The following is a 16274-nucleotide window of genomic DNA, read 5'->3' as shown; positions in this document are numbered from 1 at the left end:
AAGAATCGCTGGTATTAAATTGCAGTAGAAATTCAGCTTAACCCGCAAGGGATAGGTTTTATGGCATAGATTCCCCTGTGGGTAAAAAGGTTAATCCGATATCACCATCATTAGGAGAATAATATGAATCAAAATAACGATCCTTCACCAAACGTGGATGCCGAAGGTAATCCTATCAAGCAATACTGGCAACCGGACAGGAGTAGTCATTCTGATAATAATACTTCTATTGCCTCTACCAGAGGGGCAACCGCCATGTTATTGCCAACTGGCAGAGTAATCGCTTGGGGAAATGACCCTAGTAGTCAAATCCCGTCCGATATTGCCCAATTACAAGATATCGTTAGCCTAAGTGCAACAGATGATGCTTTCGCGGCTCTGCGGAAAAACCGTAGCGTGGTTGCCTGGGGAAATGAAAACGAAGGTAATGGCGGTGAAATTCCGCCAGAAATTGCCCAATTACAGGATATTATCAGTTTAAAGGCAACAGGTTCTGCTTTCGTGGCCCTGAGGGCAAACGGTAGCATAGTTGCTTGGGGAGATGAATTTTATGGCGGTAAAATACCTGATGAAATTGCTCAATTGCAGGATATTACCAGCCTGAGTTCAACAATAAGCGCATTTGCAGCCCTGCGGGCAAATCGCAGCGTGGTCGCTTGGGGAATTAAAAATTGGGGCGGTCAAGTTCCGCCAGAAATAGCTAAATTGCAGGATATTGTCAGTATCAGTGCAATAGTTTCTGCTTTCGCAGCTCTACGGTCGAACCGCAGTGTCGTCGCCTGGGGGTTCAATAATTCAGGTACTCAAATCCCACCAGAAATTGCTCAATTGCGGGATATTGTCAGTCTAAGTGCAACAAATTTTGCTTTTGCAGCCCTACGGGCAAATCACAGTGTTGTTGCTTGGGGCGACCAATCTTCGGGTGGCAGTATTCCGCCGGAAATTGCCCAATTACAGGATATCGTCAGTCTGTGTACAACATCGAGCGCTTTCGCAGCCCTGCGGGCAAACCGCAGTGTGGTCGTCTGGGGAGGTAATGATATCAAAACCCCGCCAGAAATTGCCGCATTGCAGGATATTGTCAGTATAAGCGCAACAGAAACCGCATTTGCAGCTCTACGGATGGACGGCAGTGTAGTCGCTTGGGGATATGGCAATTATTCAGACTATGATCACGGTAATCAAGGCAATCAAGTCCCACTTGGGATAGCTCGGTTACGAGATATCGTTAGCCTAAGCGCATCAAGAAACTCATTTACAGTATTGAGAGCCGATGGTCAGAGAGTTGGTTGGGGATCGGCTAATGATAATAAATTGCATAATGAATATGACAATTAATTAATCCATTAAGCAGAGGTTTTACGGTACAGACTCCCTGTGAGTAAGGTAAATCCGATATAACCTTATTAGGATAATAATATGAAACAAAATAACGAGTTCTCATCAAACAACCTATTCCCGCAATCTGGGATTGGAATACATAGTAACTCTGACAACAAGATCTCCATCACTTCTACTTACGACTCAACTGCTATGTTATTACAAAATGGCAGTGTGATCGCTTGGGAGAGACTCCGTGTACCGCCAGAAATTGCCAAATTACGGGATATCGTCAACCTGAGTGCAACAAATTATGCATTCTCTGGCCTGCGGGCAGACCGTAGCGTGGTCGCTTGGGGAAATTCGTGGTATGGCGGCCAAGTTCCGGATAATATTGCCCGATTACAGGATATCGTCAGCCTAAGTGCAACAAATAGTACTTTCGCTGCTCTACGGGCAAACCGTAGCGTGGTCGCTTATGGCGGCCAAGTTCCGGTTGATATTGTCCGATTACAGGATATAGTCAGCCTAAGCGCAACAGATCGTGCTTTCGCGGCTATTCGGGCGAACGGTAGCGTGGTTGTTTGGGGAGATCAGGACTATGGCGGCCAAATCCCATCTAAAATTGCCCAATTACAGGATATTATCAGTCTGAGTTCAATAGGTAATACTTTCATTGCCCGGCGAGCAAACTTCCGTGTAGTCACATGGGGTCGCTATCCTATGCCCCCTGAAATTGCAAAATGGCAAGATATTGTCAGCATAAGTGCAAACAATCTCGCGTCCGCAGCTCTGCGTGCGAACGGTAGCGTGGTTGCTTGGGGAGATGAACGTTATGGCGGCTATGGCGGCCAAGTTCCTCCAGAGATTGCCACATTACGGGATATTGTCAATATAAGTGCAGGAAAGAGGGCATTTGTTGCCTTGCGAGCAGACCGTAGCGTAGTTGCCTGGGGGGATAGTAGTTCAGGAGGTGTAATCCCACCCGAGATTGCCGCATTAAAGGATATCATCAGCCTACATTCAGCAATAGGCTCATCTAATATAGGAAGCTCATTCACAGCTCTACGGGCAGACCGCAGCGTGGTCTCCTGGGGTAATATCAGTGTTCCACCCGAAATCGCCAAATTAAAGGATATTGTTAGCCTGAGTGCAGCAAAGGATGCTTTCGCTGCCCTACGGGCGAACGGTAGCGTGGTTACTTGGGGATACCAAATGGGTGATTATAATGAAAAAATCCCTGGCTCTAACGTTCAGGTTCCTCCCGGAATAGCCCGATTACAAGATATCGTCAGCCTAAGTGCGTCAAAAAATGCATTCGCAGCTTTACGGAGGAATGGTCAGATGGTGGCCTGGAATACTAATAACGATAATATAGTACACAGTGAATATGATGATTAATCCATTGTCATTATGAATGACTAAAAAACACTAAAACCAAGGCTGAGCTATAATATCCCAGCTTAGCCTATTGTTTATTTAATTTGAAATATTAGCTCTCCCGCCCCTGTTATTACCAAAGCCACTTTTTAAATAAGTATAAAAAGAAGATAATTTTACGAAATAATTTAAATGTAAATCCTAAAAAATAACTCACTTTTTTATAAACGGAAAATATATTACGCACCTCTCTTGGTGATTTTTATTCTTTGCTTTACAATTAATACTTGGTAAATTAAGTTACATGTTTGCGTATTAATAAGGGTGGCAATACAGGTGTACATCTTTATTAAATTATTCTGCTCAAACCTCATAATTTTAACTTTTACTCCTTATCGATAAAAATAATCTAAAACCAACTACCAAAAAATCAATTTAGTATTAACCTAAAGTTATCAGCCGATAATTTCTTTCTATTATCTTACTCATCAAATATTTGGACTAAACACCTAGTCTGGAAATGCTGGCAGGGGAAGTTGATAAAACAACTGATTAATTATAAAGAGACTGGATATATCTTTATCAATCAAGCAGAAAAACAAGCATTAGGGGAGAAAGTAGCAAACCGTTGAGTATAAATAGATCAGGAATGGAGATTCCATTCCTGATTATGGTGATTTAATTTTGTTTAACACTCAATTAAATCGGATGACAAATTCTCATTTATTTCTCTTGATGAGATATATTGGTGCCGCTATCTTGTACATAATCATCAAAAATAATAATAAAACTGTTATGAGAAGCAGAATATGATTTTTCAATATCTTTCTGTATTACTGACAATATAAAACTATGCGTATCGGAGAGATCCCACACCTTGACATCTTCACAATCAAGAGCTAAATATTCCTCTCTACCTTCCTCTCCACATTTATTAACCGAAACTTTAACCGGTTCAGTTGAGAGATTTTTAACATAAATCATAAGTCCTCCACTATATTAATAATGAATATTTGTATTTAATTCAATGGCATAATAACGGCAATTAAATTAATAAAACTAGTGAAATAATAAAATTTTTTAGGCAGATGGTATCGAATATAAAGAAGATATCCGTTCACCGTTATTTTCAACATAGCTAGTATAAATAGTTATGTAGCCATTTGATTTTATTGAATACAACATTGTGACACTATCTTTACGTGCTAATGACATTAAAAAACCGCGCTCATCTGATCTACTCCATTGAGCCACCTCTCCTGGAGGAATATCAATATATTCATCATCACCTTCGTCACTACTCCATTTACTAATTGCAACTTTAACCACATTACCTGAAATATTTTTGGCATAAATCATATTAAACTCTCCATTATATCAACGTAGATTTATTTAGCTCTAATTTAAAAACATCCTAATATGTACCATAACGAAATATAAGTATAGATAAGAAAACCAATAAAACTACTATTATTTGCGTGACCTCCATCAAGGTTTTATACTTCGAAAAGAAAATATTTAAAATTAAATTCATTGAGTTAATAGAAATATTTACTATTTAAACTTAGTAATTCAATGTTACATTAATTAAAATTTCCTATCATAGATTTACATCTATTCTCGTTTTAACCTTTGAGCATAATGTTGCGCTAATACCGTACACATCATCAACTTAATTTGATGAAAAATGTCGGAACCACCTATCACCCCAATTAGCGGATAAAAGACTTCGGATAGTGAAACGTCGTATCAATTAATCCGAGGTGCTGGATTTAATTTTTTTAATAAAATAATGAAAAATAGCAGATTCGAATAAGAATTTTATTTTACTTATCTTTATAATTAGATTTTTAATTCCTTCTGAAATAATATATTGCCAATTAAATTGAATAATTAAAAGAAAGCCCTGTAGCAGAGCATCTTAATTATTGGATAAAACCAGATATCCGTATTTTTGGCGGCGTTGAGAAACGACAAGTCCGCTCCGACATGTTCTCAATCACGCATTACCATAATGTGTCCGTTCTGGTAACCAGCGTTCAATCAGGGCGCGGGCATGTTCCGGGTAATGCTGGTGGATATGTCGGGCAATACGCTGTACTTCCGGCAACATTCCCTGATCTCTTAGCAAATCAGCCACCTTAAATTCTGCATTCCCAGTTTGGCGCGTTCCTAATAGTTCCCCGGGACCACGAATTTCCAGATCTTTTTGCGCGATAACAAAACCATCGTTGCTGTCTCTAAGCACTTGCAGGCGTATTCTGGCAGTACTGCTCAGCGGCGTTTTGTAAAGTAAAACACAATGGGAGGCGATAGCCCCACGGCCAACTCGGCCGCGTAATTGATGTAGTTGCGCCAAGCCAAGCCGTTCCGGGTTATCGATAACCATCAAACTAGCATTCGGCACATCCACACCCACTTCAATAACGGTTGTGGCGACCAGAAGCTGTAGTTCTCCACACTTAAAAGCTTCCATCACTTGCTGCTTTTCTGCGGCTTTCATTCGTCCATGCACCAACCCGACTTTCAGCTCCGGTAAAGCAAGAGTGAGTTCTTCACTGGTGGCTTGTGCCGCTTGCGCTTCCAACACATCAGAATCTTCAATCAGCGTACAAACCCAATAGACTTGTCTGTTTTCATCAAGGCAGGCATTTTTGATTCGTTTGATCACTTCTTCGCGGCGCGTATCCGGGATCGCAACTGTTGTGACCGGCGTTCTCCCCGGCGGCAGTTCATCAATAATAGAAGTATCGAGATCGGCATAAGCGGTCATTGCTAAGGTACGGGGAATTGGGGTGGCTGTCATAATCAATTGATGAGGATGAAAACCTTGTTCATGTCCTTTTTCCCACAAAGCCAGACGTTGATGCACACCAAACCGATGTTGCTCATCAATAATCACCAGTGCCAGACCGGAAAATTTCACCTGTTCCTGAAACATGGCATGTGTACCGACAATCATGGCGACTTGGCCGTTGGCAATGGCTTCTTGTTGTTTCTGACGCGCTTTCCCCTTTTGCTTACCCGCTAGCCAGCCAATCTGAATACCCAAAGGTTCCAGCCATTGCCGGAAGGTATTAGCGTGTTGTTCTGCCAGTAATTCAGTCGGCGCCATTAAGGCGACCTGTTTACCATGCGCAATGGCACGCAACGCAGCCAATGCGGCAACCAGCGTTTTTCCTGAACCTACATCCCCCTGAATTAGTCGCATCATGGGAACATCTTTTGCCAGATCCTGCTCGATTTCTGAGACAACCCGCTGTTGCGCATGAGTTGGCGAAAATGGCAGGCGATTAAGGAATTGCGGTTTTAACTTGTTTTCCATCGGCAATGGCTGAGCGTGATAGCGCTGTATGCCAGCTCTGACAGCTAACATACTCAAATGATGCGCTAAAAGTTCCTCCAGAACCAGACGGCGGTAAGCTGGATGTTTGCCGGTTTCCAGATCCGCCAGAGCAATATCTGGCGTTGGGCGGTGCAGGGTATGCAACGCTTGCGGCAGACTAATGATGGAGCGGCTAAGTTCTTCTGGTAGGAGTTCGTTGATTACACAGGTATCCAGCAATTTCAGTGCTTGATCAATGAGATTACGCAGCGTTGTTTGACGAACACCTTCCGTTGTCGGGTAAATCGGCGTTAATGTCTCTTGAAGGCGCACATTTCCAGTATGATTTTGGATCTTATACTCAGGATGAATAATTTCTGCGCCCTGACTGCCTCTTCTGATTTCACCATAGGCAACAACCTGTTTCCCTTTCGCCAGATTGTTTCTCATTGCTACAGAAAAGTTAAAGAAGCGCAGTATGAGCACGCCTGTGCCATCACTAATTTTGCAGATCAGGGTCCGACGACGTCCAGTAACAATATCGGTACGCAGGATTTCACCTGCGACGGTGGCGGAAATACCCGGTAAAAGATCATTAATAGTATAAAGGCGTGTCTGGTCTTCATAACGCAGAGGGAAATGCAGCAGCAGATCCTGCAAATTAACCAGCCCTATTTTTGCTAATTTAGCGGCCTGACTTGCCCCGACACCATGCAGGGAAGTTAGAGGGATGGCATCAAGCAGTTGGCCTCTCATAAGGTTTCTTTTATCTCCATAATTGCATGGCAGTCCATCAGGTTTCACAGGTCACGGCCTGATCCTGTTTACCATCCATAATAATACAGACGAGTTTAACGTAATCAATGGAATATTTTCCTCTGTAACTGATTGAAAATCATATCAATACCTTGAGAGTAAGCCGCTATAACAGAAAGGACGATTTGTAACAACAGGCTCTTTCACCCTGTTTTGCATAATCTGCCTTGTCAGCCAAATGTAAAATAACGTTGTTGTGAGGTGAAAAAATAATCAAAAAAGGTGTTTAAATTTTACCCCATATCTGTATAACCTCTTGTAGCCTCGGTGAACAATAGGCCATCGTTTTGGGTAGCGGTGTCTATTTTATCCTAGCTTATGTCTGTTCTACGCGGGATATCGCCGGGTTGTACTATCAATATATTTTGGAGAAATAATCATGGGCCAAAGAAAATATCTGACTCAATCAGAAGTAGAAAGCATGTTGGAAATGGCAAAAGTCGGGCCTAATCCAGAACGAAATTATTGTCTGGTGTATATGAGCTATATTCACGGCTTTCGTGTTAGCGAAGCCAGGCATTTACGATTATCTGACATGGAATTAAAAGAAAAATGTTTATATATCAGGCGATTAAAAGGTGGGTTTTGTACCAACCATCCTCTTTTACAACGTGAGGTTAAGGCGATTAAGGCATGGCTTAAAGTGCGTAAAACTTTTCAGGGGGCTGATAGTGACTGGTTGTTTTTGTCGCGTTGCGGCAAACCGCTGACTCGCCAGCGTATCTATCAGATTATTAGCCAGCTAGGGCAATTGGCTAATATCTCGGTAGATCCGCATCCGCATATGTTGCGCCATGCCTGCGGTTTTGCTCTTGCAGATCGAGGGATAGATACCCGGCTGATACAAGATTATCTTGGACATAAAAACATTCGCCATACGGTACGTTATACCGCTAGTAATGTTGAACGTTTTCAAGGAGTTTGGGGTATAAAAGGCAGACGTTAGTGTATTACAGTTAGGACCATTTTGACAATTGAGAAACAATTGCCTAGAAATTATACTAAAAGTTTTTTAATAAAAAAAGAGATAGATTTGTATACATTTGTAAACCTCAAAGATAATACCACAGAAATATTTCAATAATCCACTCTTTTTATCCCAATATGCAAAAACATTACACTTCTTTCGTTACTTTAACGAAATTTCTGTTCTTAATTTTCGGATTAAGAAAGAAAATATCCTTAAAATTTGCGAAATATCTATAGGTTATCTCTGTATCGTTCTGTTTTTGCACGGAAAATTTTTTATTTCTCAATTGTCAAAATGGTCCTAATTGGCAAATATTTGTACAGCTAGATATCTCTGTTTATCAAAACGTGATGCACGAGTTTGAAGCAGACTTTAGTTAAGTAGTTAAAAAGAGATTAATGAAATGAAAAAGATATTAAAGATAAGCGTCGTGGCGGCGTTGGTTATGGGGGCAGCTTCGGCTGCTTTGGCAGATGGGGAGGAAAATAAAGGGGGGCATAATGCCACAGTAACTGTTACTGGTACTGTCTCAGATGTGACATGTGACATTACCAGTGGTGTAAAAAACGGTGATGTGAGTTTGGGTAACCATAAGCCAGGTGAATTCAAGACTGGTGAGGGTAAATTTGTGGGCATGCATGTTGTTAATGGATATGAAACTTTTACTGTTGGTGTCAGTGGCTGTGATGGTACTGTTACGGCAAAAAAATCGCTTAAGCTGTTGGTGTCAGGGACTACGATAGGAGCAAGCACTGACATATTTAATGATGGTCAGGGTAATGCGGAAGGGCAAACTCCAAATGCGGGTGTTGCATTAACCTATAAGGTTGATGGTTCTGCTGATGGAACGGAAGAGCTTCTTAAGAAAGACAGCCGTATCGTATTAGCTTCATCAAGTGATAAAACTCCTAAAGCGGCAGATTTTAATAACAAGTCTGTGGTCTTTAAAGCTTATATGGCGTCAACGACTGATAAACCATCTCCTCAGCACATTCATGCCCCTCTTACTTTTTCCATAGCGTATGAATGATTATTGATTCAATAACCAGCCTGAGGAGCCTTTCTTCAGGCTTCTTTGGTTGCAAATTCTGGATGATTGAAACGGTGCTTTATAAACCGCTATTGGCTGAGTGAAAAGAGAAAAATGATGATCCATAAACTCCGACTTCCTAACATCATAGTAAAAAGCCTTGTATTAGGTGCGTTTTTATTCGCGTCACAGAGTCAGGCCGAAGGCGGGTTTGGCATCGATGCTACACGTATTATTTTCTTACAGGATAAAGCTGAAACAACGGTATCGGTGCGCAATACAACAACCAATATCCCTTATTTGGTGACGACTAAGATTACTCGCACCGTCGATGGCAAGGGTAAAGCACCCTTTTACGTCACGCCTCCTTTATTCCGTTTGGAGCCTAAGGGAACCAATGTTCTGCGCATCTTAGGCGATACCAGTAAGTTGCCGACTGATCGGGAGAGTGTCTTTTATTTTAATGCTTCTGCTATTCCCGGTAGTAGCTCTCCGTCTCCGAGTCGGCGCTTTGAAAGCGCCAAAATTGGCGGTGGGATAGCTTATGCTATCGGCAATACCATCAAACTATTTTATCGGCCAACGGGATTGGTGGGAACGCCGGAGCAGGCATACAAAGCCCTGCGCTTTACCCATGCTCCCGATGGCATTCAAGTTAGCAACAATTCGCCTTATCACATCAGCTTTACCCAGATCAAAGTTGATGGCGTACCTGTGAAATTTTCTGAAAGCCATCCACAAATGCTGGCGCCTTTCAGTAGCCATGTTTATCCCGCTCAAAATAATCAGAATAAAAAGAAAGTGGAATGGGCGGTGATTAGCGATCTCGGCGGTGGAGAGAACTTCAATGGTGAAATTCAGTAAAGCCGATATCTCAAGGATTCAGCATCTACGCAGATACCTGAATTACATCGGTATGGGAGGAATTCTGTGGCTCTCTTCGGGTCCCTTGTGGGCAGCGAATTCTGCCATCGCCACATTTAAGGCCGACATTGCCTACGGAACGTGTGATGTCACTGTGGATAACAATAATATCGATCTGGGCAAAGTGCAATTTGCCAGCTTGGTATCAGGGAACGCCTACGGGGAAACCAATCTCACTCTGAGAAATTGCTCAGATGTGATCGATGCAAACAGGGTTGCTCCTGCGATTACCATTACCGGAGAGCATTTTGGTACAAATGATAACACGCTGTTTCGTAGTCAAAAAAGCGAAGATTCGGTTTCAAAGGCCGTGGGCGTCACAGTGCGCTTGAAGAAGCTTAATGGAACGGAGTGGTCCTCAAATATAGCGGATGGTGAACCATTTTATCTGGCGGATAAAGGCACAGTCATAAACGATCAAACTCCTTCTGTGCCGGTGAGATTTTCACTGATATGCGCCCCGGCAGCCGGGGAGACGGTAATGGTCTGTAAAAAGCCAGGAAAAATCTATGCCAACGTGAATTTTACATTTGATTATCGTTGAGTTTGCAGCGCGATTCATTAACAGAAGAGTTGTAAACGAGTGAGTTTAAGGTGAACACAAAGTGACAAGGCAAGAAAAAAACAGAGTGGGCGACCAACAAGCTTTTCTGAGTAATGGCGGCTGCTCGACGTTGCGTATGGTGGTACTCCGGTTTTGTTGGGGGGTTATGTTAGCTGTGCTGTTCTTGGCTGGCAGCGTTATGGCTGAGTCTAAAGACCGCTCAATCCCATCGACACAATCGAGTGGGATAAACGTAGATCTGTTCATAACTGTTGTGCCTGAACCTTGTGATGTGGGGATCAGTGGTGATGATATCAATGGTTCGGAGCTGAATTTCGGCTCGCTGCCAGCGGCGGAGTTCAGTCAGGCAGGGCATATATCAAGCCCCAAAAGATTTAATCTGGAATTAACAAATTGTGGTGATCCGGATGTTGCACCGAACGGACCTGTTATCACTGTGTCAGGAAACACCATCGACGCTGAACAAGGTTCAATATTCCGTGGTCCTGTCTCTGGTTCCTATGATAACGCCTCTGAGGGGTTGGGGTTTATTGTTCATTTAGGAGGTGAAGGGAAAATAGATTGGGGTAACTTGGTAATAAATAATCATGAGAATCGCCTTGATTCGCTATTTTTTGATGATGGTCGTGCACAGCTTCCGGTAACAGTAGCGGTTGCGCGTGGAAAAGATAGTAAGGTTATTCGACCTGGCTCATTAATTGCGCGAGTTGCGTTTACCTACTCTTATCCGTGAGATGCGGTTGATCACAGATGATAAAAATGGGGACCAATGAGGGGAAGAGAGTTAGATGAAAGCGAAAAATAACACTCTTATAAACCGTGAGTTAATAACATGTCACAGCAGAGCGAAATATTCGTTACTCATCATGATACTGATTGGATGGATCATCGGTTGTGTGTCTTTGTCGGTTCAGGCGGATGGTAAGAATATTGAGATCACAATTAAAGGCAATCTGTTACGTCCAACCTGTGCATTGAGTGTAAACGGCAAGTATGGCGGATCTGCTAGTTATAACGGTGCTATGCCTCAGGTCTATGCTAGTGAACTCAGAAATAGCAAATATGTGGAACGCTCTGCCTTAGACTTGGAATTTAAGCTTAGTCACTGTAGTCCAGGTCAATCGCCAGCTTTATACATATGGAGTCTGGATGCTGGCAACTCAGATGATTCGGAACTGTTCATGCCTGCGGATGGGACTGCTACTGCCGAAGGTGTGGGGATTAGGCTATTGGACATTAGCACCAATCAGTTTGTTAAGGTGGAACCTATTAATGATCCGTTTAAAGTGCCGCTACCGTCTGCGAAAGATGGAACAACGAGGACGTTCCGGGCTTATGTGGGAGGTTTAGGTGATAAAGATAAACCAGCAACGTGTAAAAGTGACGGGGCTAATGTGTTATGCGGAGGAACTGCGAATGTGGGCATACATTTTGAGTTTTCCTATGAGCACTTGAAATAAATAACGTTATAAGCCGGGTGTATTTGAGGAGGAATGTCTGAGATGAAGTGGGATATATGAAAAAGCTGATAATCATGGGAATGCTAGGGGTATGGGTGGTTATGGCGTCGTCGTCAGCACACGCAGGTCTTATGTTGAGGAAGACGCGTATTATTTATCAGCAGGGCGACAAGGTGCAAAGCATCTCACTGCAAAATTCAGGCGAAGAGGTTTATCTGGTACAAGCTGCGGTGACGCCGTGGGATAACCCAAATACCCGTTCATCGGAGTTTACTGTGCTGCCCCCGTTGTTCCGTATGGAGGGCAATAGCTTGAATGTGATGCGGGTTATGCGTACCGGCGGTGATTTTCCTGATGATCGTGAGTCTCTGTTTCGTTTTCGGATTAATGCGATTCCGGCGAAGAAAACAACTGATGACAGCAAGGGAAATAGCGACGGGAAGCAAGATGAGATTGGCGCATCTCTATCTATCTCGTTGGGTATGAACATTAAACTTATCTACCGGCCGGATAAGCTGCCGATGACGCCGGAACAGGCCCGTAGTCGGCTGACGTTTACACGAGCAGGCAATAGTGTGGTAGTGACCAACCCAACGCCGTATTACCAGACTTTTGCCCAACTGAAACTCGACGGCAAGGCGGTGAATTTTGACAAGGCTCCGTCAATATTGGTCCCTTTCGGCCACACCACTTTTTCCCAGGCGGGCAAAGCTGGAAGTAAGGTGGAATGGTCGATGATCACCGATATCGGCGGGGTGAGTAAGTTACAGAGCGGTACGTTACAGGCTGGCTGAGTATATTTTGAGATTGGAAGAGCATCACATGGCGGAGCGTAAGGTTTCAATAAAGCAGAGAGTAACGTCTGTGTTATGCGCTCTGGCAATGATATCACCGGTTTTACCACTGAGGGCGGAAGAGAGTCTGATGGGGGCGTTATATATCAATGATGCCCGTGTGCTTTACCTTGAATCATTCAACAATGGCGTTCCTTCAACATTCATTAATAACAGCGACAGCAATTATCTGATTCAGTCAACGGTACGGGAATTGGACCCTGCGACCGGTTTACCGCTGGATATTAAGGCGCCATTTATTGTGATTCCGCCTATTGCCAAGGTGGATGCGCATGAACGGCAGGTGCTGAAAATCCTGCGGACCGGTGGGGATTTTCCTAAGGATCGGGAATCTCTGTTCTTTCTCAATGTGCGTATGTTGCCTTCTGAGAAACCATCATCGGTATCTAAAGGTTTCTCAGGCAAGGTGAAAATGACGACGGCTTTAGCGGTGAAGGTGTTCTATCGTCCTGAAGGATTGCCAAAAGAGGGCGTTGCCGGCGCAGTGAAACAATTAAGCGCGTCAGTAAAAGAGAGTGTTGTAACGCTGACTAATCCGTCACCGTTTTGGATAACGTTGCAGGCTTTACATGTGAGTTCGTTTGCCGTACCGGAGCAGGATTTATTTAGGATGGTGCCGCCATTTGGTCAGCAGAGCTGGTCACTGCCGGTGGGCAAAATGTCTCCTGGTAATAATGTCACGATATCGTGGCGTGCTATTGATGAATTCGGCTTAGGCACCGATGAAGAGAGTCGATCTATTACTGTATCTGGCAGTAGTTAATAACTGGTTAATAGCAAATATGGTTAATAACAAATGTGGCTAATAACAATATTACAGATACCGACAGAGTAGATATGAGTTAAATATATTTAAATAAGAGATGGCGATTTTAATAATGAAAATGTTAATTCCGGTGATAAATTGCTGTATAGAACGGCCGCCTATTTATCATCGTGTAAATCAAAATATTTCTATTTCTCTGGTTCTATCAAAGTGTCCGGTGAAATTACGCCTTGCTCTGGTTTTCTGTCGGATGGTGCTGGCGTTCCTGACTGGGTGGAGTGTTCAGGCAATAGGGCGTGATTATTTCGACCCGGCTTTATTGGACTTTGGTTCGAATTCAGGGCAATCGGTGGATTTATCGCAGTTTGAAACTGCTGGAGGTCAGGCGCCTGGGACTTATCGGGTAGACATTTACGTGAATGGGACTTTTTTTGATTCACGGGATATTACGTTCCAGCGTAATGGCGACAGTGAGCTGGTTCCGGTACTTACCCCAGATTTGTTAGAGACCGCCGGTGTCAATATCAGCGACACGCCGGCATTAAAAACTTTGCCGGCGGATAAGCCGATAGAGAGTCCGTTAGATAAATTTATTCCCCAGGCTACGGCTCGCCTCAACTTTTCCCAGATGCGGTTAAATTTGAGTATCCCCCAAATAGCGATGAAGCCTTCAGCCAATGGTCAGGTTGATCCGAAATTATGGCAAGAGGGCATCCCGGCTTTTATATTGAATTACAGTATTAATGGCAGTCAGAATCGACGTTCACAGTTTGGTAATAAACAGGCTAATCAGAGCTTATTCGGTAGCTTCAATTCTGGATTGAATCTGGGGGCTTGGCGTCTTCGTAACACGGCGACCTATTCTTATAGTACTCAAACTTATAACCGGTATGACTCACTTAATGACGCAATGAAAAAAACCACTCAATCCCAGCAAAGATGGAACTTCCTGCAAACCTATTTGCAGCGGGATGTGGTGGCGTTACGCAGTGATCTGACGATAGGGGATACTTCGACCGGCAGTGTGGCGGGTCAGGTATTTGATGGTTTCCCCTATCGTGGGATTGGGCTGGCCACCAGTGATTCGATGATACCGGGTAGGCAGAGTGGTTTTGCGCCGATTATCAGCGGGATAGCTAAATCTAATGCTCAGGTGACGGTGACGCAAAATGGCAGTGTGGTTTATCAAACCAATGTCGCGCCAGGTCCATTTCGTATCACAGATTTGGTGGGTAGCAGTACCGGCGGGGATTTGCAGGTAACGATAACCGAGGCTGATGGTACCCATCATGGGTTCAGTCAGGCTTATTCTAGTCTGCCGATGATGTTGCGGCAGGGTCAATTCAAGTACGAAGCGGCAGTGGGGCGCTATCACAGTAGTGGGTATAGTAGTGGCGGGCATAAGCCAGTATTCGGCATGGTCTCCATGATTTATGGTCTGCCCGGCAATGTCACGGTATACGGTGGTGGTTTGGCGGCGCAATCGTACCAGTCCGCAGCGCTGGGGACCGGGCTTTCCCTTGGTATGATGGGGGCGTTATCTGCGGATATCACCACTTCTCGGGCCAGATTGAAAAATATGGCTGATATCCAGCGCGGAGAATCTTACCGCGCTAAATATTCGAAAAGTATGCTGACCTCTGGCACGACGGTGGATTTAACTGCGTACCGCTATTCCACACGTAATTACCTTAGTTTTTCCGATGTTAATACCCAAGGTTACACGGTTTGGGGGGAACTCCCTTCCTGGATGTCTCAACGACGTCGTAGCAGTTGGCAAATGAGGTTGAGCCAGTCATTGCCGGGTAACTATTCCCTGTGGCTCAGCGGCCAGCGGGATAACTACTGGGGCAGTTCTAAAACTAACACCACCCTGTCGATGGGATTGAATGGTTCTTTCTACCGTGTGGGCTGGGGACTCAATTACAGCATTGATCGCATACGTGGCGACGGCGACTGGCCTGAGAACCGGCAAGTTTCGTTGAACGTTAACATTCCTCTCAGTCTGTTCGGCTCCTATGCGGCGCTGAACAATGCCTACGCCAATTATAGCTTGTTCCATGATAGTACCGGGCGCAGCAGTAACCAGTTAGGTTTGGGCGGATCGGTGCTGGATGACAATAGTCTGTCTTGGAGCGTATCGCAAAGTCAGGCGAATAAAGGGCAGGGAAACAGCGGGTCAGTGTCAATGGGATACCGTGGCTCCCTTGGGCAGGCCAGCTTGGGATACAACTACGATTCATCGGGAGGACGAGGTGTGAACTACGGGGTCAGTGGCGGATTGATCGCCCATCAGCATGGCGTCACGTTGGCATCGCGGATTGGTGATGCGGCGGTATTGGTGCGGACCTCGGGGATTGGCGGTATTCGTGTGATGAACTCCGACTCGATTTCGACTAATCGCTGGGGATATGCGGTGGTGCCTTATGCTCAGACGTACAGCCGTAATAGTATCAGTTTAGATCCGTCATCGTTGCCGGAGGGGGCCGATATGGCACAGGGTAGCAAGAACGTATTCCCGACTAAAGGGGCGGTTGTGATGGTGGATTACCCCGTGCGTATCGGGCAGCAATTGCTGATGAATTTGCTCTATCACGGTAAGCCGGTACCGTTTGGAGCAATGGCGAGGCTTAAAGGGGATACAGAAACAAACCTGGCGGCGATCGTTGGGGAGGGTGGACAAGTGTACCTGAGCGGCATGCCTCCCAACGGGGTACTCAAAGTGAAGTGGGGCAGCGCGTCGGATAGTCAATGTGAGGTGGTGTTTAACCTGGGGCCTCCTCCGGTAAATGCGAAAAAAGATAAGAGCTGGAGTCCCATGAGGCAATTGAACGAAACCTGCCGTTAAGATGAGTCGGAATGTT

14 protein-coding genes are annotated in these 16274 nt (G+C 44.4%); 11 read left to right on the top strand and 3 right to left on the bottom strand.

Annotation, left to right across the window (positions count from 1 at the left end; genetic code table 11):
* Nucleotides 1-123: 123 nt before the first annotated feature.
* Nucleotides 124-1338: an RCC1 domain-containing protein gene (locus V2H77_RS22370; protein WP_341500537.1), complete on the top strand. Its 1215-nt coding sequence runs from the start codon at nucleotides 124-126 to the stop codon at nucleotides 1336-1338.
* A gap of 81 nt (nucleotides 1339-1419) precedes the next feature.
* The gene (locus V2H77_RS22365) at nucleotides 1420-2721 is read left to right on the top strand and encodes an RCC1 domain-containing protein (RefSeq protein WP_341500536.1); all 1302 of its coding nucleotides are present in this window, start codon (nucleotides 1420-1422) and stop codon (nucleotides 2719-2721) included.
* A 702-nt stretch (nucleotides 2722-3423) separates the two neighbouring features.
* On the opposite strand, the gene V2H77_RS22360 is transcribed toward V2H77_RS22365, so the two are convergent.
* The 3 genes from V2H77_RS22360 to recG all read right to left on the bottom strand — a co-directional run bounded on the left by V2H77_RS22360 (nucleotide 3424) and on the right by recG (nucleotide 6781).
* Nucleotides 3424-3684: a hypothetical protein gene (locus tag V2H77_RS22360; protein WP_049584028.1), complete on the bottom strand. Its 261-nt coding sequence runs from the start codon at nucleotides 3682-3684 to the stop codon at nucleotides 3424-3426.
* A 96-nt stretch (nucleotides 3685-3780) separates the two neighbouring features.
* On the bottom strand, nucleotides 3781-4059 hold the full coding sequence (locus tag V2H77_RS22355; RefSeq protein ID WP_088374927.1) for a hypothetical protein: 279 nt from the start codon (nucleotides 4057-4059) through the stop codon (nucleotides 3781-3783).
* Between the two features lie 640 nt (nucleotides 4060-4699).
* The gene (gene recG / locus V2H77_RS22350; RefSeq protein WP_341500535.1) at nucleotides 4700-6781 is read right to left on the bottom strand and encodes an ATP-dependent DNA helicase RecG; all 2082 of its coding nucleotides are present in this window, start codon (nucleotides 6779-6781) and stop codon (nucleotides 4700-4702) included.
* A 439-nt stretch (nucleotides 6782-7220) separates the two neighbouring features.
* Here recG and V2H77_RS22345 point away from each other — a divergent pair, with 439 nt between their 5' ends.
* The 9 genes from V2H77_RS22345 (at nucleotide 7221) to V2H77_RS22305 (ending at nucleotide 16258) form a co-directional block, all read left to right on the top strand.
* A complete protein-coding gene (locus V2H77_RS22345; protein WP_088374929.1) occupies nucleotides 7221-7787 on the top strand; it encodes a tyrosine-type DNA invertase in 567 nt (188 codons plus the stop codon).
* A gap of 427 nt (nucleotides 7788-8214) precedes the next feature.
* Nucleotides 8215-8841 (top strand): fimbrial protein, encoded by a 627-nt coding sequence (locus V2H77_RS22340; protein ID WP_341500534.1) that lies wholly within the window; start codon nucleotides 8215-8217, stop codon nucleotides 8839-8841.
* Between the two features lie 114 nt (nucleotides 8842-8955).
* On the top strand, nucleotides 8956-9705 hold the full coding sequence (locus tag V2H77_RS22335; protein ID WP_341500533.1) for a fimbrial biogenesis chaperone: 750 nt from the start codon (nucleotides 8956-8958) through the stop codon (nucleotides 9703-9705).
* On the top strand, nucleotides 9689-10309 hold the full coding sequence (locus tag V2H77_RS22330; protein ID WP_341500532.1) for a fimbrial protein: 621 nt from the start codon (nucleotides 9689-9691) through the stop codon (nucleotides 10307-10309). Before V2H77_RS22335 ends, V2H77_RS22330 begins: the two co-directional genes overlap by 17 nt.
* Nucleotides 10310-10370: 61 nt before the next feature.
* Nucleotides 10371-11063: a fimbrial protein gene (locus tag V2H77_RS22325; protein ID WP_341500531.1), complete on the top strand. Its 693-nt coding sequence runs from the start codon at nucleotides 10371-10373 to the stop codon at nucleotides 11061-11063.
* Between the two features lie 163 nt (nucleotides 11064-11226).
* Nucleotides 11227-11790, top strand: coding sequence for a fimbrial protein (locus tag V2H77_RS22320; RefSeq protein WP_341500530.1), 564 nt, complete (start codon nucleotides 11227-11229; stop codon nucleotides 11788-11790).
* Between the two features lie 56 nt (nucleotides 11791-11846).
* Complete coding sequence (locus V2H77_RS22315) at nucleotides 11847-12584, top strand: fimbrial biogenesis chaperone (RefSeq protein ID WP_341500529.1); 738 nt, start codon at nucleotides 11847-11849, stop codon at nucleotides 12582-12584.
* Nucleotides 12585-12612: 28 nt separating this feature from the next.
* Complete coding sequence (locus tag V2H77_RS22310; protein ID WP_341500528.1) at nucleotides 12613-13407, top strand: fimbrial biogenesis chaperone; 795 nt, start codon at nucleotides 12613-12615, stop codon at nucleotides 13405-13407.
* Between the two features lie 115 nt (nucleotides 13408-13522).
* On the top strand, nucleotides 13523-16258 hold the full coding sequence (locus V2H77_RS22305; protein WP_341500527.1) for a fimbria/pilus outer membrane usher protein: 2736 nt from the start codon (nucleotides 13523-13525) through the stop codon (nucleotides 16256-16258).
* Nucleotides 16259-16274: the final 16 nt, after the last annotated feature.

This window comes from Photorhabdus sp. P32 (assembly GCF_038085095.1).
In the GTDB taxonomy this organism is placed as follows: Bacteria; Pseudomonadota; Gammaproteobacteria; order Enterobacterales; family Enterobacteriaceae; genus Photorhabdus; species Photorhabdus luminescens.
The sequence above is the reverse complement of the archived record's forward strand: the minus strand, read 5'-3'. Positions and strand labels throughout refer to the sequence as shown.